This window comes from Tsuneonella amylolytica (assembly GCF_003626915.1).
Taxonomy (GTDB): domain Bacteria; phylum Pseudomonadota; class Alphaproteobacteria; order Sphingomonadales; family Sphingomonadaceae; genus Tsuneonella; species Tsuneonella amylolytica.
Genome location: NZ_CP032570.1, coordinates 725003 through 750283 on the forward strand (window position 1 = coordinate 725003; position 25281 = coordinate 750283).

Genomic DNA, 25281 nt, shown 5'->3' on the forward strand with positions numbered 1-25281 from the left:
CTTTGGGCGGGGTCTGCGATCTCGTGCCGGTATGCCCACGCGGCCCCGGCGGTAAAAGACCTTTAACCACGTATCGTCGTTAACGGAAACTTAGTTTGCACAGTTGCGAAGAAGTTTCCGCCTTCCGCCCGACGCCGCCACTCAGCCGTGGAACGCCCGTACCGTCGCACGGCGCAGGATGCGGTCCTCCAGCGAATAGTACAGCCGGATCGTGTCGCCTTCCTCGACCAGCGCGGATGCGGCGAAGGCGATGTCGGTCCCGTCGCGGTGCTCGGGCGGCGGGGGGACAATCAGCGGTTCTAGCCCGCGGGCGGTGACGCGCGTGAAGTTCGCATCGAAGGCGATCCAGCCGATGCGCCAGCGCGCGTCGGCGGTCGCGCCGTTGTAGAACATGACCGGGTCCATGCCCGGCAGGTTTACGACCGGGCCGGTCGACAGGTGCCAGTTGTCCCACGACCCTTCCCGCACGGTGAAGGGATCGGCGACGACCTCCCACGGGCCGTCCGGCCCCGGCCCCACGGCCATGCCGATGCGCGAGGCGTTGTCCTTCGCGTATTCGTAGAACAGCCGGAACCGTCCGTCGGCCCCTTGCGCGACGGTCGCTTCCTTGATGTTGCCCTCCCCCTCGGGGGCTTTGAGCACCACGCGCTCCTTCACCAATTCGGTAAGCGACAGGCCGCGCGCGACCATCATGCAGCCCTGCAACGGATCGCCGTGGACGCCGGTGTAGTAGACGAGCACTTCGCTGTCGGCGGCGATGACCACGGTCGGGTCCTCCACCCCCTTCGCATCGTCCGGCGCGGGGCCCGGCGCGATCGCCGGGTGCGGGTCCATGACGAAGTTGAGGCCGCTTGCATCCGCCTCGCCCGAATAGATGATGCCCGTGGGATCGCCCACCTTCAGCGGGTCGGGCAGGACGCGCACGAGCAGGTGGCACCCCTTCGGGTCCGTCCAGACGTAGGGGCTCATCAGGTCGTACCCGGCGAGCAGCCCGTCGGGGCGGGAGATGTCCAGCGTGACATCGTCGAGCGCCTCGACCGCGAAATCGACCATACCCGGCGTGCCTTCCGCTGCCTAACGCGTCAGTTCAGTTCGACCTGCGTCACCGTATAGCCCTTGCCGCGCAAGTTCTCGATCAGGGCGTCGATCTGCTCGCGGTCGCGCGCCTCGCACTCGATGTCGGTGATGAGGCCCTTGGCCGGGAGGGTGGTGAAGATGCGCTGGTGATAGATCTCGATGATGTTGACGTTGTGCGCGTCGAATTCGCGCATCACCTTGTAAAGCGCGCCGGGCCGGTCCTGCAGCGTCACCCGCAGCCGCGCGAGGCGGCCCGAACGGGCGAGGTCGCGCAGCAGCACGTTGGCGAGCAGGCGCGTGTCGATGTTGCCCCCGCACAGCACCAGCCCCAGCTTGCGCCCGGCGAAGCGTTCGGGGTGGGCGAGCACGGCGGCGAGCCCGGCTGCGCCCGCGCCCTCGACCACGGTCTTTTCGATCTGGAGCAGCAGGCTGACCGCGCGTTCGAGCGCGTTCTCGTCGACCAGCAGGATGTCGTCGACCTGCCGCGCGATCACGCCGGCGGTGAATTCGCCCGGCTCCTTCACCGCGATGCCTTCGGCTAGGGTATCGCCGCCGCATTCCACCGGGCAGCCGTTGATCCGTCCGTACATCGAGGGGTAGAGCGCCGCCTCGACGCCCACGACATCGATCGCCGGGTCGTGCGCCTTGGCCACGGTGGACATCCCGCTGATGAGCCCGCCCCCGCCGATCGGCACGACCATGCAGTCGATCTCGGGCGCGTCGGCCAGCATCTCGAGCGCGGTCGTGCCCGCGCCGGCTGCTACGTGGGGATCGTCGAACGGATGCACGAACGTGAGGTCGCGTTCCTTTTCCAGCAGCCGCGCGTGGGCGTAGGCTTCGTCGAAGGTCTCGCCCTCCAGCACCACGTTGCCGCCGACGCTCTCGGTCTGCATGATCTTCACGCTGGGCGTGGTGCGCGGCATCACGATCGTCACCGGCACGCCGAGCCGGGTGCCGTGGTAGCTCAGCCCCTGCGAATGGTTGCCCGCCGACGCCGCGATGACGCCGCGGGTCCGCTGTTCGTCCGACAGCTGCAACAGCGCGTTGAGCGCGCCGCGCTCTTTATAGGCGGCGGTGAACTGGAGATTCTCGAACTTGAGCCAGATGTCCGTGCCCGCGATCGCCGACAGCGTCTTGGAATACATCGTCGGCGTCCGCACGACCGCGCCGGCGATTCGCTCCGCCGCGGCGCGCACGTCGTCGATGGTGAGGGCGGGGTCGCCGGGGCGGCGGGGATCGGCTTCGCTCATGGCCCCGCCGCCTAGGCCAATCGCGCGTGCGGGGAAACCTCGCGCGTTGTTCATTTGCTTCACAGGCTTTCTTGCCTAGGCGATAGCGCCATGAAGACCGCCCGCCTCCTTCCGCTCCTCGCCCCCGCCCTCGCCGCTCTCGCGGTCGCCGCCCCCGCCGCGGCCGACACCCTGGTCGACAACGTGACCGGCATGTCGATCGACCGCCAAGGCAACGTCACCCGGTTCACCGGCATCTGGATCGACGACGACGGCCGCGTAAAGCAGCTTCTGCAGCGAAAGGACAAGCGGCCCCAACGCACCGACTACGGCGTGGATGCCAAGGGCGCGGTGGTGATCCCGGGGCTGATCGATTCGCACCTGCACGTGATGAACATGGGGTTCGCCGCGCTGACGCTCGACCTCAGCCAGACGAAGTCGCTGGCCGAGGCGCAGGCGGCGATCCGCGCCTATGCGGCGCAGTATCCCGACCGCAAGTGGATCGTCGGGCGCGGGTGGAACCAGGAAACCTGGGGCCTCGGCCGCTTCCCCACCGCCGCCGAGCTCGACGCCGCGGTGGCCGACCGGCCGGTGCTGCTGGCGCGGGTCGACGGCCATGCCCAATGGGCCAACACGCTGGCGCTGAAGGCGGCCGGGGTCACCGCGCAGACCGCCGACCCGGCGGGCGGGCGGATCGACCGGCTGCCCGGCTCGAAGGCGCCGGCCGGGGTCTTCGTCGATGCCGCGACCGCGCTGGTGGAGAAGGCCGTCCCCCCGCCGCTGCCCGCCGATTACGACCTCGCGCTCGCCAAGGCGCAGGAACTGCTCTTCGCCCGCGGGGTGACCGCGGCGGCCGACATGGGCACCACGATCGAAGGCTGGCAGTCCATGCGCCGCGCGGGCGATGCCGGCTGGCTCAAGATGCGCATCATGGCCTACGCCGCCGGAACCGATGCGATGCAACTCATCGCCGGATCGGGGCCGACGCCGTGGCTCTACGGCGACCGCCTCAACATGAGCGGCGTGAAGATCTACCTCGACGGCGCGCTGGGTTCGCGCGGGGCGTGGCTCAAGGCGCCCTATTCCGACAATCCCGGCAACCGCGGCCTGCCGCTTATCGGCCCCACGCGCCTGCGCAACGAGATGAGCCGCGCCGCGCTCGGCAAGTTCCAGGTCGCCGTCCACGCGATCGGCGATGCCGCCAATGCCGAGGCGCTATCGGCGATCGACGAGCTCGCGCTCACCTACACCGGCGACCGGCGCTGGCGGATCGAGCACGCTCAGGTCGTCTCGCCGGCCGACATCCAGGCGTTCGGCCGCAACGGCACCATCGCCTCGATGCAGCCCGTCCACCAGACGTCGGACCGGGTCATGGCCGAAGCGCGGCTGGGCGCGGCCCGGCTGCCGGGCGCATACGCGTGGCGCTCGATCGCGGCGACCGGGGCGCCGCTCGCGTTCGGGTCAGACGCGCCGGTCGAGCTGCCCGATCCCTTCGCCGGGATCGCCGCCGCGATCAGCCGCACCGGGCCCGACGGCCAGCCGTTCGGCGGCTGGATGCCGCAGGAAGCGGTCGGCCGGGAGGCGGCGCTGGCCGCCTACACCGCGGCGGGCGCCTACGCCGGGTTCGGCGAGACACGCTTCGGCGAACTGAAGCCCGGCATGCGCGCCGACTTCGTCGTCATCGACCGCGACCCCTTGCTCGTCGCACCCGAACAGGTCCGCAACACGCGCATCATGCAGACCTGGGTGGGCGGCGAGCGGGTATTCCTCGACGATCGCCCCGCCGCGGACCTGCCGCCTGCGGGACGTTAACCCGATCTCAACCCCGAATCGAGCAATCGGGAAAGCGGGAACGGTGAGAACCGTCCCTCGTTGTAAAGTCTGCATTTTCGCGAGGTGAAACCGGAACGATCGGAGGCTTCGCGAATTGCTTTAGTGGTGGGGGACTTTCGCTCCTTCGCAACCGTTGCTTAAATGCAGCACTTGTTATCGATGATGCCGAGCAACCGAGATACCCGCCCATTCCGTATTTAAATTGGGTTGCCCTGATGAACCGCTTGGCATAGGGCGACGACGACGGATAAAGATAGAACTGCTCTTCGAGGAGATACCGTATGAAGTTCCGTAACCTTGCTGCTGCTGCCGCAGCCGCGACTCTCGTGGCGGCCCCGGTCGCTGCCCAGGCCGCTCCGCGCGCCGCTGCCCCCGCCGAAGAAACCAGCGAGCTGGGCGGCGGCAACTACATCCTCGCGATCCTCGCGGTTGCCGCGATCATCGCCGGCATCGTGATCGCCGTGAGCGACGACGACAACGACGCCGTCAGCCCGTAAGCTGACGCGACACGTCGAAAGATGGAAAAACGGGGTCTCCGGACCCCGTTTTTTTTCGTCCGCCGTCCGGCGCGGTTGCGCGGTTGCGATGGGCAATGGTGATGCGCGAGACGGGTAGATCGACTTGGTAATGCCAAGGCGGCGGCCTGCGCCGTAGGTCCACACACCCTCTTCACTCGCCTGCTGTCCATTTAGCGTTTGCATTGGGCGCGTCGCCGCGTCACCCGCACGCGCCATGAACATGTTCAGCGGAACCTTCGACCCCGCCGTCCTGTCGGACTGGGTGCTCAAGCGCGCGCACCCCGGATGGCTCGGCCTGCGATACCGCGACCACGGCGACGATTGGTGCGAGCTCGAACTGCCGTGGCGCGCCGACCTCGTTGGCGACGAACGGCAACCGGTCCTCGCCTCCGGCCCCATCGTCAGCCTGATGGACATGGCGGCCGGCATGGCGATCTGGGTGGCCAACGGCGAGTTCCGTCCCGTCGCCACGCTCGACCTGCGCGTCGATTACCTGCGGCCGGCGCGCGAATGCGCGTCCGTGATCGGGCGCGTCACCTGCTATCGCATGACCCGCAGCGCCGCCTTCGTCCGCGGCACCGCCCACGACGGCGATCCCGGCGATGCCGTGGCCGAAGTGACGGGCGTGTTCATGACGCTCGACCCCAAGCGGATGGTCTGGCGTGGCTGATCTCCTCACCGCCTACGCCCGCGCACTCGGCGTCACCGTAGCCGGCACCGACGACGGCGCGCCGGTCCTTTCGCTCGGCTTCTCGCACGATCTGGAAGGGCGCCCCGGCGCCTGGCACGGCGGGGCGATCGCCGGACTGCTGGAAACCGCCGGCTACGCCGCGCTGCGCAGCGCGCTGGCGGAGGCGGGGCGCGACCCGCTGCTGAAACCGATCAACGTCACCGTGCAGTACCTGTCCACCGGCAAGCCGCAGGCGAGCTACGCGCGGGGCCGCATCGTGCGGCTGGGGCGGCGCAATGCCAACCTGGCGGTCGAGGCGTGGCAGGACGATCCGGCCAAACCGATCGCGAGCGCCGTGATGAACATCCTGATGGTCGAAAGCGACTAGCGCGGCAGGACCTGCGGCGGCAGGTCTTCCGGCAACGGCCGCTCGTTCGCCGGCGGGGGCGGAGCGGGACCGGGATTCACCCGCACCCCCTCGCGCCCGATCCGCACGTCGACCGGCAGGCCCTCCGCGTCGGTCGTGACCGTCACCCCGTCGGTCCCGATCCGGACCCGCGAGCGGTCGTCGCCCAGCGGGAACTCGGTGGGAATGTCGCCGGGGCCCGGCACGTCGAGCGGCTCGATCGGGCCGCCGGGGTCCTCCTGTACGTCGGGCGCCGGTGCCGGTCGCGCCGCCCCGCGCCCCAATGCCTGAACCATGAAGTCGCGCCAGATGCGCGCGGGCACGCTGCCGCCGGTGACGCCGTTCAGGGGCGTGTTGTCGTCGTTGCCGACCCATACCCCGACCACGAGGTCGCCCGCGTAGCCGACGAACAGCGCGTCGCGGTAATCCTGGCTGGTGCCGGTCTTGCCGAAATTGGGCACCGACAGCGACGCCGCGCGCCCGGTCCCGCGGTTGATCGCGGCCCGCAGCAGGGTTTCCATGTCGGCGTGAGTGCGGCCCGACAGGCGGGTCTGGTTCGACCAGTTCCAGGCCCGCGCCAGCCAGCCCTGTTCGGGCGTGGCGAAGGCGCGGGCGCGCACCGGAAACTCGTTCGCCGCCACACCGGCGTAGGCCGACGTCAGTTCGAGCAGCGTCATCGTCGAGGTGCCGAGCGCGAGACTGGGATCGCCTTCGGCCAGCGGCGACCGCACCCCCAGATCGCGGGCCGTCGCGATGACCTTTTCGCTGCCGACCGTCTGCAGCAGACGCACCGCCGCGACGTTGCTCGACCGGGCGAAAGCATCCTCCAGCGAGATGCTGTCGGAATAGTTGCCCGCCGCGTTCTTCGGGCGGTAGCCGCCGGTGGTGATCGGCCGGTTGTCGATCCGGTCGTCCGGGCTCATCCCGTTCCGGAGCGCCGCCAGCCAGACGAACAGCTTGAAGGTCGAACCCGGCTGCCGCCGGGCCTGCGTGGCGCGGTTGAACGGCGACTTCTCGTAGTCCTTGCCGCCGATCATCGCAACGACCTCGCCATTGGGCCGCATCGCCACGAGCGCGACTTGCGCCTTGCCCGGCGCCTGCATCACCGCGCGCCGCGCAATGCTTTGCAGCCGCGAATCGAGCGTGGTGGTCAGCGTCTGGCCGCCGTAACCGGCCTCGGCCAGCGCGCGCCCCTGCGGCAGTGCCCAGTCGGCGAAGTAGGTGCCGGTCGGCAGCGCCTTGCCCGGCCGCACGTCGAGCCTTGGCGGACGCATCCGCGCGCCCTCGGCCGGCGTCAGGTATCCCGCCTCGACCATCGAGCCGACGACGAGCTTCATCCGCTTGGCCGCCCGATCGTAGTGCTTCGTGGGCGCGAAGCGCGACGGCGCCTGCACCAGCCCCGCCAGCATCGCGGCCTGATCGGCCTTCAGCTTTTCCGGCTGGCGGTAGAAGTAATGCAGGCTCGCCGCGCGCAGGCCGTAGACGTTGTCGCCGAAGTAAGCGTTCGACAGGTACCGCTCGAGAATTTCGTCCTTCGACAGCCACGCCTCCAGCCAGAACGCGATCAGCATCTCGCGCGCCTTGCGCGTCAGGGTCTGTTCGGGGGTGAGGAAGGTGAACTTGGCGAGCTGCTGGGTGATCGTGCTGCCGCCGCCGTAGCCGGTCCACGCCGCACGGGCGAGGCCGCGGGGATCGACGCCCCAGTGATTGTAGAACCGGCGGTCCTCGATCGCGAGAAAGGCCTCGACCACATGGGGCGGCAGCGCCTTCACCTCGACCGGGCGGTCGATCACCGCACCGTTGCGCGCGATCGGCGTGCCGTCGCTGGCGAGCAGGGTCAACTGCGGCGCGGCGATCGGCTGCAATGATTTCGACAGCGGCGCGGTGACGGCGAGCCAGGCGACGATCAGGATCAGCAGACCGATGACGGCCGCGATGCCGCGCACGATCCACCAGCGTTTCTGGCGACCGAACCACGTCCGCTTGGCAGGGCGGAGTTCGTCCAGCCGGCGGTCCCACTCCTCGAACCGGTCGGCGGCGGCGGGCTCGTCGCCATAGGCGTCGTGCAGCGCGAAGTACCCGCCCTGCGGCGGCTCCGGTTCGGGATTGCGGGATCGGCCCCAGATGTCGCGCATCGCCATCGTTTAGTGTATTATCAGGTCAATACACGCATGGATAGGCCCGGCAAGCTGAACGCGCGCCGAAGCGCCGCGTTCAGTTCCGGCCGACGACGCTTTCGGGCAGGTCCACGCCGAACACGCGCTGGTAGTATTCGGCCACCAGCACCCGCTCCGCCTCGTCGCACTTGTTGAGGAACGTCACCCGGAAGGCGAAGCCGACGTCGCCGAAGATCGCCGCGTTCTGGGCCCACGTCATCACGGTGCGCGGGCTCATCACGGTCGAGATGTCGCCGCCGATGAAGCCCTGCCGCGTCATCGCGGCGACCTTCACCATGTCGGCGATGGTCTTGGGATCGGTCTGCGGCGCCTTGGTCGCGACGATCTTCTGCTCGGTATCGGCGGGCAGGTAGTTGAGCGCCACGACGAGGTTCCAGCGGTCCATCTGGCCCTGGTTGATCGCCTGGGTGCCGTGATAGAGCCCGCTCGTATCGCCCAGCCCGACCGTGTTGGCGGTGGCGAACAGGCGGAAGTGCGGGTCGGGCCGGATCACGCGGTTCTGGTCGAGCAGGGTGAGCTTGCCCTGCTGTTCGAGCACGCGCTGGATCACGAACATCACGTCCGGGCGGCCGGCGTCGTATTCGTCGAACACCAGCGCCACCGGGTGCTGCAGCGCCCACGGCAGCAGGCCTTCGCGGAACTCGGTCACCTGCAACCCGTCGCGCAGCACGATCGCGTCGCGCCCGACGAGGTCGATGCGGCTGATGTGCGCGTCGAGGTTGATGCGGATGCACGGCCAGTTGAGGCGCGCGGCGACCTGTTCGATGTGCGTCGACTTGCCGGTGCCGTGGTAGCCCTGCACCATCACCCGGCGGTCGTGCGCGAAGCCGGCCAGGATCGCCATCGTGGTGTCCGGATCGAACACGTAGCCTTCGTCGAGGTCGGGGACGCGCGGATCGGCCTGGCTGAAGGCGGGGATCTGCCAGTCGAGGTCGAGCCCGAAGACCTCGCGCGCGCTGACGGTGGTGTCGGGCGCGGCGAGTACGGTGCGCTGGGCGGTGTCGAGGTGGTCGGTCATGTCGTTCATCGCGAAGCGGCCTAACCGCGCCGGCTGCCGCCCGCAAGCGTCCTTGCCTGCAACCGATACACCCGCGATAGTCGCGCCATGCGCCCCAGCCCCGCCGATCTCGTCCGCCGCGCCCTCGTCGGGCGGGTGCGGGCGGTGTTCAATGATACCGCCGCCGGGCAACAGCCGGTTTCGATCAGCGACGACGCGCTGTTCGAACGCGATTCGCCCATCCGCATGGTGCATTCGGGCGTCGTGCCGATGATGGTCGGCGGCATCCGCAGCCTGCTCCTCCAGATGCTGCACCCCCACGCGCTGCAGGGCGTGCTCGACCATTCGGACTTCCGGGCCGACATGCACGGGCGGCTGCGGCGCACCGCGCGCTTCATCGCGCAGACGACCTACGCCCACCGCGACGAGGCGATGGCCGCGATTGGCCGGGTCAACCGCATCCACACCCGCGTCAACGGGACCGTGCCCGACGGCACCCCCTATTCCGCGACCGATCCGCGCACGCTGGCTTGGGTCCACGTGGCCGAGGCGACGAGCTTCCTCGAGGCGCATATCGCCTACGTGCGGCCCGACATGCCGAGGCAAGAGCAGGACGAATACTTCCGCCAGTTCGCCGTCATCGCGCGGGCCCTCAATGCCGATCCGGTGCCCGAAACCCGCGACGACGCCGAAGCGCTGATGCTGGAACTGCGCGCCGATCTCGCGGCCAGCGAAGCTGCGCGGGAGGTGGCCGACCTCGTCCTCAACGGCCGGCCCGAAGGCGCGCCGCGGTCGGTGCAGCGGGCGCTCGGCACCGCTGCGGTCGACCTGCTGCCGCCCTACGCGCGCACGATGCTGGGGTTGTCGCGCCCGACCGTCAGCGCCCTGCCGGCCCGGCTCGCCACGAAGACGATGTCCGACGGGCTGCGCTGGGCATTCCGCCAGCCGTAATCAGGCGAGCGGCGGCGGCAGGCTGAACAGCGCGACGTAGCGCATGGCGAGATCGCGGTCCCCCTCGATCGCGAGATCCGCCTCGCGCTCCAGATCGGCCCACGGAATTCCGGCGTAGATGCCCGCCGCGATCGGCGCGGCTGCGGGCGCGCGGAACACCGCGTCGGCGCCCTCCACCGGCGCGCGCACGATCGGCAGTCCGGTCGCGGACGGCTCGGCCACGAAGTTCTCGTCCCCGATGGCGAACCCGATCCGGCCCGTCACGCCCGGCAGCGCCGAGCGGTCGACCATCGTGCGCATCGACATCATCAGCGACACCGGCGACAGCGGCAGCGTGGGATCGTGCGCGCTCGATTGCGCGGCCCAACGCCCCGCCTCCTGGATCAGCGGTTCGGCGGCGTAGCCCCATTCGGTCAGTTCGTAGACCTGCGCCTTGCCTGGCGGGCGAAGCTGCCGCCTGGCGAGGACCCGCGCAGCCTCCAGCGAGGCGAGCCGCTCGGTCAGCACCTTGGCGCTGATGCCCGGCAGGCTGGAGCGAATGTCCGAGAACCGCCGCGCGCCCAGCATCAGTTCGCGCACGATCAGGAGCGACCATCGCTCGCCGACGAGCTCCATCGCGAACGCGGTTCCGCAGGCGTCGCCGTACCACCGCCCGTGCCCCTCCACGACCTCTTTGGTTTCTTTTTGTAACTTCACAGTTGCTTTAGGTAACTACTCGTGCGACCCATCGCAAGTCCCCGAGTCGCACACGACCGGAATGGAGAGAGCGATGACCCAGACGATATTCGTGAACCTGCCCGTGGCCGACCTCGCCCGGTCGAAAGCCTTTTACGAGGCGATCGGGTTCGAAAACGATCCTCGCTACACCAACGATGTCGCCGCCGCGGTCTTCCTGTCCGAAGCCATCTACGTGATGCTGCTGACCCACGATTTCTGGAAGACGTTCACCAGCAAGGCGATCCCCGACGCAAAGGCGAGCGCGCAGCTCATGCTGGCGATCAGCCGTGAGGATCGCGGTGCGGTCGACGCGATGGTCGAAGCTGCGGCCGCCGCGGGCGGAACGCCCGACTGCAATCCGCGGCAGGACCACGGCTTCATGTACGGGCGCAGTTTCGAAGACCCCGACGGCCACATCTGGGAACCGAGCTGGATGGACCCGGCGGTTCTGGAAAAGGGCCCGCAGGCACACGCCGAAGCGCAAGACGGCTGACCCGATGTCGATGATCGACCCTGCCGCCGATGTCGTCATCGTCGCCTACCGGTGGGTGCCGGGCTTCGCGCAAGGCTACGTCCGCGACCTGCGCCCTCGCTGGGCGTGCGAGGAGGCCGGCATTCCCTATGCCGAGCACCTGATCGACGTGATGGACAAACCGGCGGGGTATTACCACGAGCAGCCCTGGGGGCAGGTCCCGGCCCTGCGCGACGGCGATGTGCGCGTGTTCGAAAGCGGCGCGACCCTCCTCCACTTGGGCGAGAAGAGCGAGGGCCTGCTGCCGCCTGCCGGCCAAGCCCGCGCCACCGCGCTGTCGTGGTTGCTGGCCGCGTTCAACACCGTCGAGCCGGTGCTGATGGAGCTCACCACCATCGATGCGTTCGCCAGGGGCGAGGATTGGACCGAACTGCGCCGCCCCAGCCTCGAGGCGTTCGTGCGCAAGCGGCTCGCCCCGGTGGAGGCGCTGGTCGGCAGACAGGAGTGGCTCGGCGAGGCGTTCTCGATCGCCGACATCGCGATGATCACGAGCCTCCGCGAACTCGACAGCAGTGCCTTGCGCGGCGAGCACCCGGCGATCGCCGCCTACGTCGAACGCGGCATGGCGCGCCCTGCTTTCCGGCGGGCGATGGCCGACCAGATGGCCGCCTTCGCCACCCACTCCCCGCCCCAGACAAAGGAAGCTTGACCCATGTATATCAACGGATTCGTCGTCCCCGTCCCGGCCGACAAGAAGGACGCCTATCGCGAGGTCGCCGAGAAGTTCTGGCCGATCGCCCGCGATTACGGATGCACCGGCCATGTCGAGGCATGGGAATCCGACATCAAGGACGGCAAGCACACCGACTTCCGCCGTGCGGTCGACCTTCAGGACGGCGAGAAGGTGGTCTTCAGTTGGATGACCTGGCCTGACAAGGCCACCGCAGATGCCGCGGAAGAAAAGATGATGGCAGACGAGCGGATGGAGGCGATGGGCACCGATATGCCGTTCGACGGCAGGCGCATGATCGTCGGCGGGTTCGACGTCTTCCTGGACAAGGAAGCCTGACCATGACCGATCCAGCCGACCGCGGCGCCTTCATCTGGTACGAACTGATCACCGACGACGTCGCGGCCGCGCGGACATTCTACCGCAACGTCGTCGGGTGGGAGATCGCCGCCGAAGGACAGCCGCTCCCCACCGGCGGCACCTATCGCATGATCGCTCGCTCCGACGGCGGCAACGCGGGCGGCGTGCTCGACATGAGCGCCGAGATGACGGCGGCGGGCGCGCGGCCGGGCTGGATCGGATACGTCCACCATTCCGACGTCGACGCTGCGGTGAAGGCGGTGATCGACGCCGGCGGCGCGGTCCACATGCCGCCGATGGACATGCCGGGCGTCGGCCGGATGGCGATGGTCGCCGACCCGCAGGGCGCGACGTTCTACGTCATGGCCCCCACCCCGCCCGAAGGCGATCCGGACGCGCGAAGCGACGTGTTCGATTACGCGAAGGCGCAGCACATGCGCTGGAACGAACTGTGGACCACCGACCCCGATGCGGCGGTCTCGCTCTATCGCGACCTGTTCGGCTGGACGCAGGAAGGCGCGATGCCGATGGGGCCGATGGGGGATTACAAGTTCATCCAGCACGGCGGCGACGGCATCGGCGCGATCGCAAAGGCGCAGCCCGGCGGCGAGGGTTCGCGCTGGCAATACTTCGCCGGCGTGGACGATATCGACCGGGCCTGCCGCGCCGTGACCGACAGTGGCGGCACGCTGCTCGGCGAACCGCAACAAATCCCGGGCGGCGAATATTCGGCCTACGCCCACGACCCAAGCGGCGCGACCATCGGCCTCGTCGGCCCGCGCAAGGAGACCTGAGATGGACAAGCTCACCACCGTCCTGTGGTACGACGGCGATGCTGAAGAGGCCGCGCGGTTCTATGCCGAGACGTTTCCCGACAGCGGGGTCGGCCCCATCTTCCGCGCGCCCGCGGATTTCCCGAGCGGCAAGCAAGGCGACGCGCTGACGGTCGGCTTCACCGTGTGCGGCCGCGCGTTCTCGGGCCTCAACGGCGGCGACATGTTCAAGCCCAACGAGAGCGTCAGCTTCATGATCGTGACCGAGGACCAGGCCGAGACCGACCGTTACTGGGACGCGATCGTCGGCAACGGTGGGCAGGAAAGCGCCTGCGGCTGGTGCAAGGACAAGTGGGGCTTCAACTGGCAGATCACCCCGCGCACCCTGCTCGAATCGCAGCAGGCCGGCGGCGACGAGGCGCGCCGTGCGTTCGAAGCGATGCTGCAGATGGGCAAGATCGACGTCGCGGCAATCGACGCGGCGCGCAAGGGAGACTGACGCCATGCCCCGCAAGATCACCGGAGCCGCGTTCCTGTCGCTAGACGGCGTGATGCAGGCCCCCGGCGGCCCGACCGAAGACCCCACCGGCGGCTTCGACGAAGGCGGCTGGGTCTTCCGGCTATGGGACGAAGGCGTGGGCGAAACGCTCGGCGAACTGTTCTCCGCCGAATTCGACCTGCTGCTGGGCCGGCGCACCTACGACATCTTCGCCGCCTACTGGCCCTATGCCGAAGAGCCCGAGAACCGCCCGATGCGCGATGCGTTCGATGCCGCGAACAAGTACGCCCTGACCCGCGGCAACGGGCCGCTCGAATGGCGGAACAGCCACCGATTGACGGGCGTCGAGGACGTCGCGCGGATCAAGGCCGAACCGGGCCGCGACCTCATCATCCAGGGATCGAGCACGCTCTACCCGGCGCTGCTCGAAGCGGGGCTGATCGACGAACTGATCACCATGACCTACCCTGTCATCCTCGGTCACGGAAAGCGGCTGTTCGGCGAAGGCACACCGGTCGCGAAGCTGGACATGACCGGCCACCGCGTGACCGACAAGGGCGCGATCGTCGCGCACTGGAAACCGGGCGGCGAGCTGCCCCCCTACCCCGACGAAGCCCCCATCGCCGCCACTAGCGACCGCGAGATCAAGCGCCGCAAGCGCATCGAGGACGGCAGCTGGTGAGCGGCCTTGTCCTCTACGGCCATCCGTTTTCCAGCTACACCTGGAAGGCGCTGATGCCGCTCTACGCAAACGGAACCGACTTCGAGTTCCGCAACGTCGATCCGTCGGTGCCGGGTAACTGGGACTACGTGCGCGCCCACCATCCGGCGGGCAAGTTCCCGCTGCTGCTCGACGGCGAGCGAACGATCTTCGAATCGACCGCCATTGTGGAATGGCTGGCGGCGCGCCATCCGGGGCCGGCGCCGCTGATCCCCGACGACCCTGCCGAAGCTGCGGCCGCGCGGATGACGGACCGGTTCTTCGATCGCTACATCATGGATGTCGCGCAACTGTCGGTGAACGCACACATCGCCGATGCCGAAAACCCCGACCCTGCCGCGCTCGAGACTGCCCGGACGGGACTGCTCCACGGTTATCGCTGGCTGGAGGAATGGCTCGGCCGGAACGACCTGCCCCCGCACGTCAGCCTCGTGAGCTGCGCGGCGATGCCCAGCCTGTTCTACGCCGATTGGGTCGAGCGCATCCCCGATGACTGCCCAATGGTCCGGGCGCTGCGTGCCGAACTGCTTGCCCTGCCAGCTGCGGTGCGCTGTATCGAGGATGCACGGCCGTACCGCGCCTACTTCCCCCTCGGCGCCCCCGACCGCGACTGATCGGAGAACGAAAAGCATGGCCGACTATACGTTCTACACCAACCCGATGAGCCGCGGGCAGATCGCCCGCTGGGCGCTGCACGAGGCGGGCGCGGACTACGAGCAGGTGCTGGTGGACTGGCAGGACAAGGGCGGCCTGTCCGCGGTCAACCCGATGGGCAAGGTGCCGGCGCTGGTCCATCATCGCGGCGGCCACGACCACGTAGTCACCGAGGCGGCGGCGATCTGCCACTACCTTGCCGAGATGTCCGCCCCCGGCCTGCTGCCCCGCGACGGCGAGAAGGCCGACTATTTCCGCTGGCTGTTCTTCGCGGCAGGTCCGGTGGAACAGGCCGTGACAGACCGCAGCATGGGATGGGAAGTGCCCGCCGACCGTACCGGTATGATCGGATACGGCACCTACGACCGAATGGTCGACACGCTCGAGAGCCTGCTGAAGGACCGCGCCTACGTCTGCGGCGACCGGTTCACGATGGCCGACGTCTATGTCGGCAGCCAGGTCGGGTGGGGTCTCGCGTTCGGCACACTGCCGAAGCGCGATGCCTTCGCCGCCTACGATGCCCGGCTGGACGAGCGCGAAGGACGCAAGGCCGCCCGCGCGATCGACGATGCCCTGATCGCCGAGGCGCAAGGCGCGGAGGGTTCGGGGGGCTAGGCCAGCGCGGCGCTCCGCCGGAGGAGCTGATACGCCTCGACGACCTTGCGCAGCCGGTCCTCGTGACTGCGGTCGCCGCCGTTGCGGTCGGGGTGGAACAGCCGCACGAGTTCGGAATAGCGCCGACGCAGGCCTTGCCGATCGATGTCGGGCGACAGTTCCATAGCCATCAGCGCGTCCTGTTCGGCTCGGGTGAAACGCGCGGCGTTGCTGCGGAACCGCGCCTCGTCGCGCGCCCGGTTGCGGATGCCGTTCGCGCGCGCACCGATCGCATCGAGCGGATCGTCGAAATCGGCCCAGCGCGGCATTGCGTCGCCCGCGGCATCGGCCCCGAACACCCGCCGCGTGCTGGAATTGCGCCAGCCCGCCGCCGGATGCTGCGCGTCGAGGATCTCCTCCGCGCTCATGCCCTCGAACCAGTCGTACTTCGCGTTGAATTCGCGCACGTGGTCGAGGCAGAACCACAGGGATTCGCCCGGCCCGTCGAAGCTGGCCGAGCGCGGCCCGGGCGCGCGGAACTGCCCGGCCTCGTCGCAGCCGGGGGCCTGGCATTCCTGTATCCTGTCGTCGTGTCGTCCGTGGAACCGTGTTGGGCGCATCCGGGCCGAGGTAGGCATGGACAAGCCGCCTCACAACTCCCAAGACGGCGCGCATGGCCGGTCCGTTGCAAGCCGAGATGGAATCGCTGCTCAGCGCGGCATTCTCCCCCAACCGCCTCCAGGTGATCAACGACAGCGCCGCGCATCACGGCCATTCGGGCGACGACGGCAGCGGCGAATCGCACTTCACCGTGGTGATCGAGAGCGAGGCGTTCGCCGGCAAGTCGCGCCTGCAGCGCCAGCGCATGGTCAACGCCGCACTGGGCGACATTCCCGGCCAGCGCGTCCACGCCCTCGCAATCCGCGCCTTCGCGCCGAACGAGCCAACGAAGGAGACGCTATGAGCTACGACCTCTGGTACTGGCCCGGCATTCCGGGTCGCGGCGAGTTCGTCCGGCTCGCGCTCGAGGCGGCCGGGGTGCCCTACCGCGACCGCGCGCGCGATGATGGCGAGGACGCACTGGTCGCCGACTGGCAGGGCCGCGAGGGTATCGCCCCGTTCGCTCCGCCATACCTGACCTGTCAGGTCGAAGGCGAGACTATCACCATCGCACAGGTCGGCCATATCCTCACTTGGCTCGCCGATGCGCACGGCTTCGGCGCCGGCGACCTGCCGCGCGACCTGGAACTCATCATGCTCCAGTTGACGGTCAGCGACGTCGTCGCCGAAGTGCACGCGGTGCACCACCCTGTTGCCGGCAGCCTCTATTACGCCGACCAGAAGGACACGGCGCAGCAGGCCGCGAAGCATTTCCGCGACGAACGCATTCCCAAGTTCCTCGGCTATTTCGAAGGGGCGCTCGAAGCCAACGACGGTCCGTTCGTGCTCGGCGAGAAGTGGAGCCACGTCGACACCTCGCTGTTCCAGCTGGTCGAGGGGCTGCGCTACATGTTCCCCCGGCGCATGGCCGGTGTCGAAGGCGATTACCCGTGTCTCGTCGCCTGCCACGACGCGGTCGCCGCTCTCCCCGGCATCGCGGCCTATCGCGCGTCCGACCGCTGCATACCCTTCAACGAGGACGGCATCTTCCGCCACTATCCGGAGCTCGACGGCGCATGATCGAAGCCACCATCGCCCCCGTCACCCACGATCTCGGCCAGTTCGAGGTCAACCGTGTGCTCCCGAGCAAGGGGCGCACGATGGTGGGGCCATTCATCTTCGTCGACGAGTTCGGGCCCGCCACGCTCGACGTCGGCACCGGCATGGACGTGCGCCCCCACCCGCACATCAACCTCGCCACGGTCACCTGGCTCTTCGAGGGCGCGATCGACCATCGCGACAGCCTCGGCACGTTCGCCACGATCCGCCCCGGGCAGGTCAACCTGATGACCGCGGGCCGCGGGATCGTGCATTCGGAACGCTCGCCCGAAACCGAACGCGTCGGCGGGCCCAAGCTCTACGGCATGCAGACCTGGCTGGCTCTGCCCGACGGGCAGGAAGAGATCGATCCCGCGTTCGAGGCGCAGAAGGATCTGCCGCACGTCTCCGACGGCGGGGCGCATGCCACCGTCATCATGGGCGAACTGTGGGGCGCGAAGGCGGCGACCACCCAGCACGCCGCGACCATCTATGCCGAGATCGTGCTCGATGCCGGCGGCGCCCTGCCGATCGACGCGGATGCCGACGAACGGGCGGTCATGCTGGTCGGCGGCGAGGCGAGCATCGACGGGCAGGCGCTCACGCTCAATCATCTCGCGGTCCTGCAGCCGGGCAAGGCCATGCGGCTCTCCTCCGAACGCGGCGGCCGGGTCATGCTGATGGGCGGCGAGGCGTTCGCCACGAAGCGCCACGTGTTCTGGAACTTCGTCAGCTCGAGCCGCGATCGCATCCAACAGGCGAAGGAAGACTGGCGCGGCGGCAACTTCCCGCTGGTCCCCGGCGACAGCGAGGAGCGCATCCCCCTTCCCGAAGTCCCCAAGACGGTGAGTTACCCATGAAGATCAAGGGAAAGGTGGCCTGGATCACCGGCGCCTCCAGCGGCATCGGCGCGGCGCTCGCCCGCCAGTGGGCCGCGCGCGGCGGGCACGTGATCCTGTCGGGGCGCGATATCGGCCGGCTCGACGACGTGGCGGGCTCGCTCGCCGGCGAGGCGTTCATGCTGCCCTTCGAAGTGCGCGACGAGGAGGCGCTGGCCGAGGCGACCGAATGCGCGCTGGGGTGGAAGGGCGGCATCGATCTCGCGGTCGCGAATGCGGGCATCAGCCAGCGTTCGGCGGCGGTGGACACCTCGATGCACGTCTATCGCGACATCATCGAGGTCGATCTCCTCGCCCAGATCGCCTTCGCGCAAGGCCTGATCGGCCCGATGAGCGAGCGGGGCAGCGGCGCGCTCGCCTTCGTCAGTTCGATCGCGGGCAAGGTCGGGGTGCCGATGCGCACCGCCTACAGCGCGGCGAAGTTCGGGCTCGCCGGCTATGCCGATGCGCTGCGCGGCGAGCTGTCGCAATCGGGCGTGTCGGTGCACTGCATCTATCCCGGCTCGATCCGCACCGACGTCAGCCGCAACGCGCTCACCGCCGACGGCAGCCGCCGGGGCAAGAGCGACAAGGCGATCGACGAGGGTATCGACCCCGACGAGGCGGCGGCCGAGATGCTCGACGGGATCGCCGCCGGCACGCGCGAGATCATCGTCGCGACCGGCGGGGAAAAGGCGATGGGCGAAGCGCGCCGCACCCCCGACGCCCTGTTCGACCAGGTCGCCGACATGGTCGCGAAGGGGTACATGGAGAGGTTGAAGGAGGGCTGATGATGAAGCGGGTCAAGCTGGCAAGCGGGATCGAGCTCGACGTCGTCGACGAGGGGCCGACCGATGCGCCCGCGTTGATCTTTCTCCATGGCTTTCCGGAGAACCACCAGACCTGGCGGCACCAGGTCGCGCATTTCAGCGACCGCTACCGCTGCGTCGCGCCGGACCAGCGCGGCTATCGCGGCAGTTCGAAGCCGCCCGAGGTATCGGACTATACCCCCGACAAGCTGATTGGCGACGTGTTCCAGCTCGCCGATGCGCTCGGCATCGAGACGTTCACGATCCTCGGCCACGATTGGGGCGGCGCGATCGCCTGGGGCACCGCGTTGGCGGGGCAAATGAACGGTCGCGTGACCCGCGCAGTGATCGCCAACGCGCCGCATCCCGCGATCTTCCAGGAACTGCTCTACACCAACCCGCACCAGCGCGAATCAAGTCAGTACATGCGCGGCTTCCGCGATCCGGCGAACGATGCGCTGGTGAGCGAGCACGGGCTCGGCGGCATCCTGTTGCAGGAAATCAAGTGGGACAGCGGCGACGTCATGCCGCCCGAAGAACGCGCCCGCCTGCTGGAAGACTGGCAGGACCGCGACGCCGCCTTCGCCATGCTCAACTGGTACCGCGCCAGCCCGATCGACGTGCCGCCGATGGACGCGCCCTTCGCGGTGCCCGAAGGCTGGACCCGCCCGCCGCTGCCCAACCTCGCCATCTCCACGCTGGTCCTCTGGGGCATGGACGACCTCGCCCTGCCGCCGGACAACATCGAAGGGCTGGCGGACGTGGTCGACGACCTAACGCTGTTCGAGGTGCCGGGCAGCGGCCACTTCGTGACGTGGGAAGCGCCGGACGCGGTCAACGCGGCCATCTCTCAATTTCTGGACCGGACCGGCGGTTAGGGGACCGGCGGGCCGAACCGTCCGCCCGGCATACCTAACCGTCGGTCGGCGCGGCGCTGCTTCAAAGCAACCAACGAAAAAGGGCGCCCCCGCGGAGGCGCCCTTTCCTCGATTTCGACCGAAAGGCCGGATCGCGTCAGAAGCGGAAGCCGGCAGTCACCCGGAACGAGTGGCTGTCGAGCTTCGTGTCGGCGGGGCGCAGGTTGGTGCCGCCGCCGTTCAGCAGGAACGGGTTGGTCGCCGGCGCGGTGCCCGGTCCGACCGCTACGAAGGCGTCCTCGTCCTTGTAGTTCGAATACAGGTACTCGAGACCGATCGTGAACGAGTTGCCCAGCAGGATCTCGCCGCCGCCGCCGACCTGGTAGCCGAACTGCATGTCGTCGTTGCCGTCGGGCGTGAACGAGTTGGCGCCGTTCGTGGTCGTGAAGGTACGGTCGATGTCGGCGTAGGCTACGCCGCCGGTCGCGTACAGCAGGCCGCGACCGTCGCCCGGCGAGATGCCGAGACGCGCGCGGGCGGCGACCGAGTAATCGACACCGCGGGTGTAGGTGTAGCTGGCGGGCGTGGTGCTGAAGCTGGTCTGGCTCTCGACCGCATCGCTCTTCGCGCCTTCGACCAGCACGCCGCCGACGAACATGCCGAAGCGCTTGTCGAAGCCGACGCGCACGGCGTAGCCGAGGTCGTCGCTGTCGTTGTCGCAGCCGGCACCCGGCGCGTTGCCGTTCGCCGCGCCGACGCAGAAGCCGGGCGAGAAGGCGTTGGCGCCGGTGGTCGTGCGCACGACGTCGCCGAACGTGCCGTCACGGTTGGTGTCGAACTCCAGACCCGGACGGCCGGTGTCCACGGCGTCGAGGCCGACGGCACCCGAAACGTAGAGGCCGTCGAACGTGGTGGGGGTGTCCTGGGCGAGCGTCGGGGTCGCCACGAGGGCGAGCGAAAGAACCGAGGCCGAAGCCAGCATCTTGATCATGGGAATTCCTGCAAAAGGGGTTGCGACTTTAGAACCTCCAGAACCACCCTTGGTGATACCGGTTCCGCTGCAAATGCGAACTACCGGACGATGTTGCATTGCAGCAACAGGGGCGGCTCGTTCACCGAGCGGGCGGCCCGGCGTCGTCTCGATGCGCTTTCAGGCCAGCCAGTCGATGTCCGCCCCGTGGGGATGCGACCAGGTGAGCTGGATCGCTTCCTCGCCGCCGGGCCAGTAGCGGACCTTCGTGCCGTGGCGATGCACGGTCCGGTCGGCCTCGACCGCGATCCAGGCGAGCGGCTTGTCGGGCGTCGCCCTGGCGCCGGCGGCCTCCATCGCGGCGGTGACGCGGTCCTGCTGATCCGCCGGCACGTACTGCCAGACGATCGAGTGCATGAGCACCCGCGTCGTTTCGGCAGCCTGCGGTCTGGCGAGCTCGGTTTCGATGAATTCGGCAGCGTTTTGGGCGCCGATTTTCGGCGGCTGCACGTGCGCGGCGGCGATAGCGGCCTCCAGCCGTTCGAACCGGACGGTGTGCTCGGGCCAGATGTAGGCCTTCAGCCGCAACGCCTGCGCCGGGTCGGTGAGATCGACCGGGGCGATGTCGCAGCCCTTCAGGCCGGCGATCCGCACCAGCCGGTCGGGCGGCGGCGGGCCGTGCCATTCGGGTTCGAACCGCATCACCGGATCGATCGGCCCCGCCCACACCCCGCCGAGATTGTAGGCATAGCGGTCCATCATCAGGTTGATCCCCGCGCTCGATCCGATCTCGAGACAGTCGAACACCGCCGGCAGTCCCCGGTCCGCCAGCCACAACATCGCCGCCATGAAGTTGCTCGATCGCCCCGCCTCGTTCGTCTGCGGCGGCCCGGCCAGCCAGGCCATCAGCGGCGCCTCGTGCGCGGCAATCGCGTCGCGGACCAGAGCGACATCGTCCTGCGCGGACCCGTTCGCTTTTGGCCCGCGATAGATCGGGCCGAGTTCGGGCTGCGCCCGGCTCAGCCACAGCGAGTGGATGCCGCCTGCGATCCTGAGCGGCAGCGCATCGGCGAGCGGCGCGCCCTGCCACTTGCGGATGCGATCGAGCAGCGCGCCGGGTTCGTCGCTTTCCACCAGCCGGCGCAAGGCATCCACCACCCGCGCGGTGATCGGGGCGTTGGCGGCGGTGCAATAGGCGACTTGGTTCTCGAACGAGCGGGCGACCGCGCCCTCGCCGCTCATGCCGATGTCGACCAATTCGTATTTCGGCCGCTCGTTCATCCTTGCGTTGCCCTTTCGCTGCCCGCGCCCTAGATGCGCCGCGCCGTGCAAAACCCGCCGCTGACCTTCGCCGTGCCCAAGGGGCGCATCCTCGACGAGGCGCTGCCGTTGATGGCGCGCGCAGGTCTGGTGCCCGAAGCCGGCTTTCACGACAAGGCCGACCGACGCCTCGCCTTCGCTACCGCCGACGGTGCCGCCCGCATCATCCGCGTGCGCGCGTTCGACGTCGCCACTTTCGTCGCCCACGGCGCGGCGCAGGCGGGCATCGTGGGTGCCGACGTGGTCGAGGAATTCGATTACTCCGACCTCTACGCGCCGGTGGACCTCAGCATCGGATACTGCCGCCTGTCGGTCGCGGAGCCGGCCGCCGGGGCCGCGAGCATCGACGGCAGCACGCACGTGCGCGTGGCGACCAAGTACCCCAACCTCACCCGCCGTCACTTCGAGGCGAAGGGCGTGCAGGCCGAATGCGTGAAGCTCAACGGAGCGATGGAGATCGCCCCCGAACTCGGGCTCGCAGGCCGCATCGTCGATCTCGTATCGAGCGGCCAGACGCTGAAGGACAACGGGCTCGTCGAAACGGCGCGGATCATGGAGATCACCGCCCGGCTGATCGTCAACCGCGCCGCGCTCAAGACCGATCCGCGCGTCGGTGCACTCGTCGAACGCTTCCGCGAGTTGGCCGCATGAAGCGCCTCGACATCACCGATCCCGGCTTCGCGACGGCCTTCCGCCGGATCGTCGAGGACCGGCGCACCAGCGACGACGGCGTAGCGCAGGGCGTGACCGACATCCTCGCGCGCGTCCGCGCCCGGGGCGATGCCGCGCTCGCCGAATACACCCAGCGGTTCGACGACCACCAGCTGACCCACGAAGGCGACTGGCGGATCGATCTCGCCGAATGCCGCACCGCGTTCGAGGGGCTGGAGCCGATCTTGCGCGATGCGCTCGTCCTCGCCGCGGACCGCATCCGCGCCTTCCACGAAGGGCAGTTGCCGCAGGACCGCGACATGACCGACACTGCCGGCGTGCGGCTCGGCTCGCGCTGGCGGCCGGTGGATGCCGCCGGCCTTTACGTGCCCGGCGGACGGGCGGCCTATCCCTCCTCGCTGCTCATGAACGCTATCCCCGCCAAGGTCGCCGGGGTCGAGCGGCTGGCCGTCGTCACCCCCACCCCGCGCGGGGTGACCAATCCGCTGGTGCTGGCCGCCGCGCACGTCGTGGGCGTGGACGAGATCTGGTGCATCGGCGGGGCGCAGGCGGTGGCCGCGCTCGCCTACGGCACCGAACGCATCGCCCGCGTCGACGTGATCACCGGCCCCGGCAACGCCTGGGTGGCGGAGGCCAAGCGCCAGCTTTACGGCGTGGTCGGCATCGACATGGTCGCCGGCCCCAGCGAAATCCTCGTCATCGCGGACGGCCTGAACGATCCCGACTGGATCGCCGCCGACCTGCTGAGCCAGGCCGAGCACGACCCCGACGCGCAATCGATCCTCATCACCGACGATGCCGCCTTCGCCGAGCAGGTGGAGGATCGCGTGGACGTCACTTGCGCGATGCTGTCGACCGGCAAGGTTGCGCGCCAGAGTTGGGACGATCACGGCGTGATGATCGTCGTCGAACGGCTGGAACAGGCGGTGGAACTCGCCAACGCGCTTGCCGCCGAACACATCGAGCTGGCGGTCGCCGAGCCCGCGCCGTTCGTGGACGGTATCCGCCACGCAGGCTCGATCTTCGTCGGGCGGATGGCGCCCGAGGCGGTCGGCGATTACGTCGCCGGGCCCAACCACGTCCTTCCGACCGGGCGCCGCGCGCGCTTTTCCAGCGGGCTGTCGGTGCTCGACTTCATGAAGCGTACGAGCGTGATCGAGCCGGGCGAGGCAGGCTTCCGCGCCATCGGTCCCGCCGCCGCCGCGCTCGCGCATGCCGAGGGTCTGCCCGCCCACGCCCTTTCCATCGAGACACGACTGAAATGAACAGCAACCTCCGCTCACAGGCCCGCTCGACCGCGCGCCTTGCCGCCGTCCAGGCGCTTTACCAGCAGCAGATGGAAGGCACCGGTACCGCGCGCCTGCTCGACGAGTTTCACCTCCACCGGCTCGGCATGGAAGACGAGGAGACCGAAGCCGAATTCGCGGACGCCGAAGTCGATTTCTTCGACGATCTGGTGACCGGCACCCTCGCCCGGCGCGACGAGATCGACGCGCTCGTCGGCGGCAAGCTTGCCAGCGGCTGGACCGTCGCCCGCCTCGACAAGACGATGCTGCAGATCCTGCGGGGCGGCACCTACGAACTCATCGCCCGGCCCGACGTGCCGGTCGCCGCCGCGATCAGCGAGTGGGTGGACGTGGCCAAGGCGTTCTTCGACGACCGCGAGGCGAAGTTCGTGAACGGCGTGCTCGACGCGGTGGCCAAGAGCGCTCGCTGAACGGCGAGTTCGCCTTCGTCAAGGCGCTGCGCCGTCTCGCGGCGCATCCGGCGGCGCGCAACCTCGACGACGATGCCGCGGTCCTCGAGATCGGCGCCGAGACCCTCGTCCTCACCCACGATGCGATGGTCGAAGGCGTCCACTGGCTGCCCGGACAGGACATGGCCGACGTCGCGTGGAAGCTCGTCGCCACGAACCTGTCGGATCTGGCGGCCAAGGGGGCGATGCCGGTGGGCGTGCTGCTCGGCCATATGCTGGGCGACGGGGACGACCGCTTCCTGGCAGGGATCGAAGAGGTGCTGGGCGAATACGATGTCCCGCTGCTGGGCGGCGACACGGTGTCCGGCGGCCCGCCGCGCGCACTGGGGTTGACCGCCATCGGGCGCGCCAACCACATCCCGGTTCCGTCGCGCGCCGGTGCGATGCCCGGAGACGATCTTTGGCTAGCCGGCAGCGTCGGTGCTGCGATGCTTGGGTTCGAAGTCCTCCGCAGCGGAGGCGGCGACGACAGCACCGCCTATCGCCGCCCCCGCCCGCTCCTGACGGAAGGGCATGCGCTCGCTCCGCTGGTTACGGCGATGATGGACGTGTCCGACGGGTTGCTGCTCGACGCGTCCCGACTCGCACATGCGAGCGGGGCGACGATCGACCTCGACCGCGGCGCTGTTCCCCTCGCCTGTCCCGAAGAGCGCCGCGACGACGCGCTGCGCTGGGGCGACGATTACGCGCTGCTGTTTACCCTTCCCCCCGGTACCATCCCGCCGGTCGCGGCGCATCGGATCGGCAGCGTTGGACCCTCGTCCGGGCACCGGCTTCTGATCGACGGAAAGCCGCCCGCGCCGGGCGACCGGCTCGGCTACAGCCACGCGGGCTGACCCCTTTCACAGCCCTTCGGTTTGGCACTTGCCAGTCCGACTCGCCGCCTTATACCTTTCGCATTACGCTGCCCGTCAGAGGCGGCGATCATCAGGGAATGGGAGGG

At 68.9% G+C, this 25281-nt stretch carries 30 protein-coding genes; 22 read left to right on the top strand and 8 right to left on the bottom strand.

The window, feature by feature from the left end:
- Positions 1 to 141 precede the first annotated feature (141 nt).
- Positions 142 to 1053 (bottom strand): glycoside hydrolase family protein, encoded by a 912-nt coding sequence (locus D4766_RS03690; RefSeq protein ID WP_120716232.1) that lies wholly within the window; start codon positions 1051 to 1053, stop codon positions 142 to 144.
- A 29-nt stretch (positions 1054 to 1082) separates the two neighbouring features.
- Positions 1083 to 2327, bottom strand: a complete 1245-nt coding sequence (locus tag D4766_RS03695; protein WP_120716233.1) for a threonine ammonia-lyase — start codon at positions 2325 to 2327, stop codon at positions 1083 to 1085.
- Positions 2328 to 2417: 90 nt separating this feature from the next.
- Here D4766_RS03695 and D4766_RS03700 point away from each other — a divergent pair, with 90 nt between their 5' ends.
- The 4 genes from D4766_RS03700 to D4766_RS03715 all read left to right on the top strand — a co-directional run bounded on the left by D4766_RS03700 (position 2418) and on the right by D4766_RS03715 (position 5715).
- Positions 2418 to 4118, top strand: coding sequence for an amidohydrolase (locus D4766_RS03700; RefSeq protein ID WP_120716234.1), 1701 nt, complete (start codon positions 2418 to 2420; stop codon positions 4116 to 4118).
- Between the two features lie 302 nt (positions 4119 to 4420).
- Complete coding sequence (locus tag D4766_RS03705) at positions 4421 to 4636, top strand: hypothetical protein (RefSeq protein ID WP_120716235.1); 216 nt, start codon at positions 4421 to 4423, stop codon at positions 4634 to 4636.
- Between the two features lie 241 nt (positions 4637 to 4877).
- A complete protein-coding gene (locus D4766_RS03710) occupies positions 4878 to 5327 on the top strand; it encodes a PaaI family thioesterase (protein WP_120718036.1) in 450 nt (149 codons plus the stop codon).
- Positions 5320 to 5715: a PaaI family thioesterase gene (locus D4766_RS03715; RefSeq protein ID WP_120716236.1), complete on the top strand. Its 396-nt coding sequence runs from the start codon at positions 5320 to 5322 to the stop codon at positions 5713 to 5715. The genes D4766_RS03710 and D4766_RS03715 overlap by 8 nt, the downstream gene beginning before the upstream one ends.
- Here the strand turns inward: D4766_RS03715 and D4766_RS03720 are convergent.
- Together D4766_RS03720 and cobS are read right to left on the bottom strand one after the other, a co-directional pair.
- Positions 5712 to 7874: a transglycosylase domain-containing protein gene (locus tag D4766_RS03720; RefSeq protein ID WP_120716237.1), complete on the bottom strand. Its 2163-nt coding sequence runs from the start codon at positions 7872 to 7874 to the stop codon at positions 5712 to 5714. The genes D4766_RS03715 and D4766_RS03720 overlap by 4 nt on opposite strands.
- A 73-nt stretch (positions 7875 to 7947) precedes the next feature.
- Positions 7948 to 8937, bottom strand: coding sequence for a cobaltochelatase subunit CobS (gene cobS / locus D4766_RS03725; protein WP_120716238.1), 990 nt, complete (start codon positions 8935 to 8937; stop codon positions 7948 to 7950).
- A 78-nt stretch (positions 8938 to 9015) separates the two neighbouring features.
- On the opposite strand from cobS, the gene D4766_RS03730 reads away from it, so the two are divergent.
- Entirely contained in the window at positions 9016 to 9858 is an 843-nt protein-coding gene (locus D4766_RS03730) for an oxygenase MpaB family protein (protein ID WP_120716239.1), read from the top strand.
- Here D4766_RS03730 and D4766_RS03735 read toward each other — a convergent pair whose 3' ends face one another.
- Complete coding sequence (locus D4766_RS03735) at positions 9859 to 10554, bottom strand: winged helix-turn-helix transcriptional regulator (protein WP_234024879.1); 696 nt, start codon at positions 10552 to 10554, stop codon at positions 9859 to 9861.
- Positions 10555 to 10627: 73 nt separating this feature from the next.
- On the opposite strand from D4766_RS03735, the gene D4766_RS03740 reads away from it, so the two are divergent.
- The 8 genes from D4766_RS03740 to D4766_RS03775 are packed head-to-tail and all read left to right on the top strand — an operon-like array spanning position 10628 to position 15399.
- Complete coding sequence (locus D4766_RS03740) at positions 10628 to 11068, top strand: VOC family protein (RefSeq protein WP_120716240.1); 441 nt, start codon at positions 10628 to 10630, stop codon at positions 11066 to 11068.
- A 4-nt stretch (positions 11069 to 11072) separates the two neighbouring features.
- Positions 11073 to 11756 carry a glutathione S-transferase family protein gene (locus tag D4766_RS03745; RefSeq protein WP_120716241.1) on the top strand — a complete coding sequence of 228 codons (684 nt, stop codon included), beginning with the start codon at positions 11073 to 11075 and terminating at the stop codon, positions 11754 to 11756.
- A gap of 3 nt (positions 11757 to 11759) precedes the next feature.
- Complete coding sequence (locus D4766_RS03750; RefSeq protein ID WP_120716242.1) at positions 11760 to 12116, top strand: DUF1428 domain-containing protein; 357 nt, start codon at positions 11760 to 11762, stop codon at positions 12114 to 12116.
- Positions 12117 to 12118: 2 nt separating this feature from the next.
- Entirely contained in the window at positions 12119 to 12931 is an 813-nt protein-coding gene (locus tag D4766_RS03755; protein ID WP_120716243.1) for a VOC family protein, read from the top strand.
- A gap of 1 nt (position 12932) precedes the next feature.
- On the top strand, positions 12933 to 13409 hold the full coding sequence (locus D4766_RS03760; protein ID WP_120716244.1) for a VOC family protein: 477 nt from the start codon (positions 12933 to 12935) through the stop codon (positions 13407 to 13409).
- Between the two features lie 4 nt (positions 13410 to 13413).
- Entirely contained in the window at positions 13414 to 14091 is a 678-nt protein-coding gene (locus tag D4766_RS03765; RefSeq protein ID WP_120716245.1) for a dihydrofolate reductase family protein, read from the top strand.
- Positions 14088 to 14744: a glutathione S-transferase family protein gene (locus D4766_RS03770; RefSeq protein WP_120716246.1), complete on the top strand. Its 657-nt coding sequence runs from the start codon at positions 14088 to 14090 to the stop codon at positions 14742 to 14744. The genes D4766_RS03765 and D4766_RS03770 overlap by 4 nt, the downstream gene beginning before the upstream one ends.
- 16 nt (positions 14745 to 14760) lie before the next feature.
- Positions 14761 to 15399, top strand: coding sequence for a glutathione S-transferase family protein (locus D4766_RS03775; RefSeq protein WP_120716247.1), 639 nt, complete (start codon positions 14761 to 14763; stop codon positions 15397 to 15399).
- On the opposite strand, the gene D4766_RS03780 is transcribed toward D4766_RS03775, so the two are convergent.
- Positions 15396 to 16016 carry a J domain-containing protein gene (locus tag D4766_RS03780; protein WP_325049112.1) on the bottom strand — a complete coding sequence of 207 codons (621 nt, stop codon included), beginning with the start codon at positions 16014 to 16016 and terminating at the stop codon, positions 15396 to 15398. The two genes, D4766_RS03775 and D4766_RS03780, sit on opposite strands and share 4 nt — an antisense overlap.
- Positions 16017 to 16051: 35 nt before the next feature.
- On the opposite strand from D4766_RS03780, the gene D4766_RS03785 reads away from it, so the two are divergent.
- The 5 genes from D4766_RS03785 to D4766_RS03805 are packed head-to-tail and all read left to right on the top strand — an operon-like array spanning position 16052 to position 19641.
- Positions 16052 to 16342, top strand: a complete 291-nt coding sequence (locus D4766_RS03785; RefSeq protein WP_120716249.1) for a BolA family protein — start codon at positions 16052 to 16054, stop codon at positions 16340 to 16342.
- Entirely contained in the window at positions 16339 to 17058 is a 720-nt protein-coding gene (locus D4766_RS03790; protein WP_120716250.1) for a glutathione S-transferase, read from the top strand. Before D4766_RS03785 ends, D4766_RS03790 begins: the two co-directional genes overlap by 4 nt.
- Positions 17055 to 17936, top strand: a complete 882-nt coding sequence (locus D4766_RS03795) for a pirin family protein (protein ID WP_120716251.1) — start codon at positions 17055 to 17057, stop codon at positions 17934 to 17936. Before D4766_RS03790 ends, D4766_RS03795 begins: the two co-directional genes overlap by 4 nt.
- Complete coding sequence (locus D4766_RS03800; protein WP_120716252.1) at positions 17933 to 18745, top strand: SDR family NAD(P)-dependent oxidoreductase; 813 nt, start codon at positions 17933 to 17935, stop codon at positions 18743 to 18745. Before D4766_RS03795 ends, D4766_RS03800 begins: the two co-directional genes overlap by 4 nt.
- Positions 18745 to 19641, top strand: coding sequence for an alpha/beta fold hydrolase (locus D4766_RS03805; protein WP_120716253.1), 897 nt, complete (start codon positions 18745 to 18747; stop codon positions 19639 to 19641). Before D4766_RS03800 ends, D4766_RS03805 begins: the two co-directional genes overlap by 1 nt.
- 136 nt (positions 19642 to 19777) lie before the next feature.
- Here D4766_RS03805 and D4766_RS03810 read toward each other — a convergent pair whose 3' ends face one another.
- Entirely contained in the window at positions 19778 to 20611 is an 834-nt protein-coding gene (locus tag D4766_RS03810; RefSeq protein ID WP_120716254.1) for an outer membrane protein, read from the bottom strand.
- 159 nt (positions 20612 to 20770) lie between these two features.
- On the bottom strand, positions 20771 to 21871 hold the full coding sequence (locus D4766_RS03815) for a DUF2332 domain-containing protein (protein WP_120716255.1): 1101 nt from the start codon (positions 21869 to 21871) through the stop codon (positions 20771 to 20773).
- Positions 21872 to 21916: 45 nt separating this feature from the next.
- Here D4766_RS03815 and hisG point away from each other — a divergent pair, with 45 nt between their 5' ends.
- The 4 genes from hisG to thiL are packed head-to-tail and all read left to right on the top strand — an operon-like array spanning position 21917 to position 25174.
- Positions 21917 to 22561, top strand: coding sequence for an ATP phosphoribosyltransferase (gene hisG, locus D4766_RS03820; protein ID WP_234024880.1), 645 nt, complete (start codon positions 21917 to 21919; stop codon positions 22559 to 22561).
- A complete protein-coding gene (hisD, locus tag D4766_RS03825; protein ID WP_120716257.1) occupies positions 22558 to 23847 on the top strand; it encodes a histidinol dehydrogenase in 1290 nt (429 codons plus the stop codon). The genes hisG and hisD overlap by 4 nt, the downstream gene beginning before the upstream one ends.
- Positions 23844 to 24299 (top strand): transcription antitermination factor NusB, encoded by a 456-nt coding sequence (nusB, locus tag D4766_RS03830; protein ID WP_120716258.1) that lies wholly within the window; start codon positions 23844 to 23846, stop codon positions 24297 to 24299. The genes hisD and nusB overlap by 4 nt, the downstream gene beginning before the upstream one ends.
- Positions 24296 to 25174, top strand: coding sequence for a thiamine-phosphate kinase (gene thiL, locus D4766_RS03835; protein WP_120718038.1), 879 nt, complete (start codon positions 24296 to 24298; stop codon positions 25172 to 25174). The genes nusB and thiL overlap by 4 nt, the downstream gene beginning before the upstream one ends.
- Positions 25175 to 25281 lie beyond the last annotated feature (107 nt).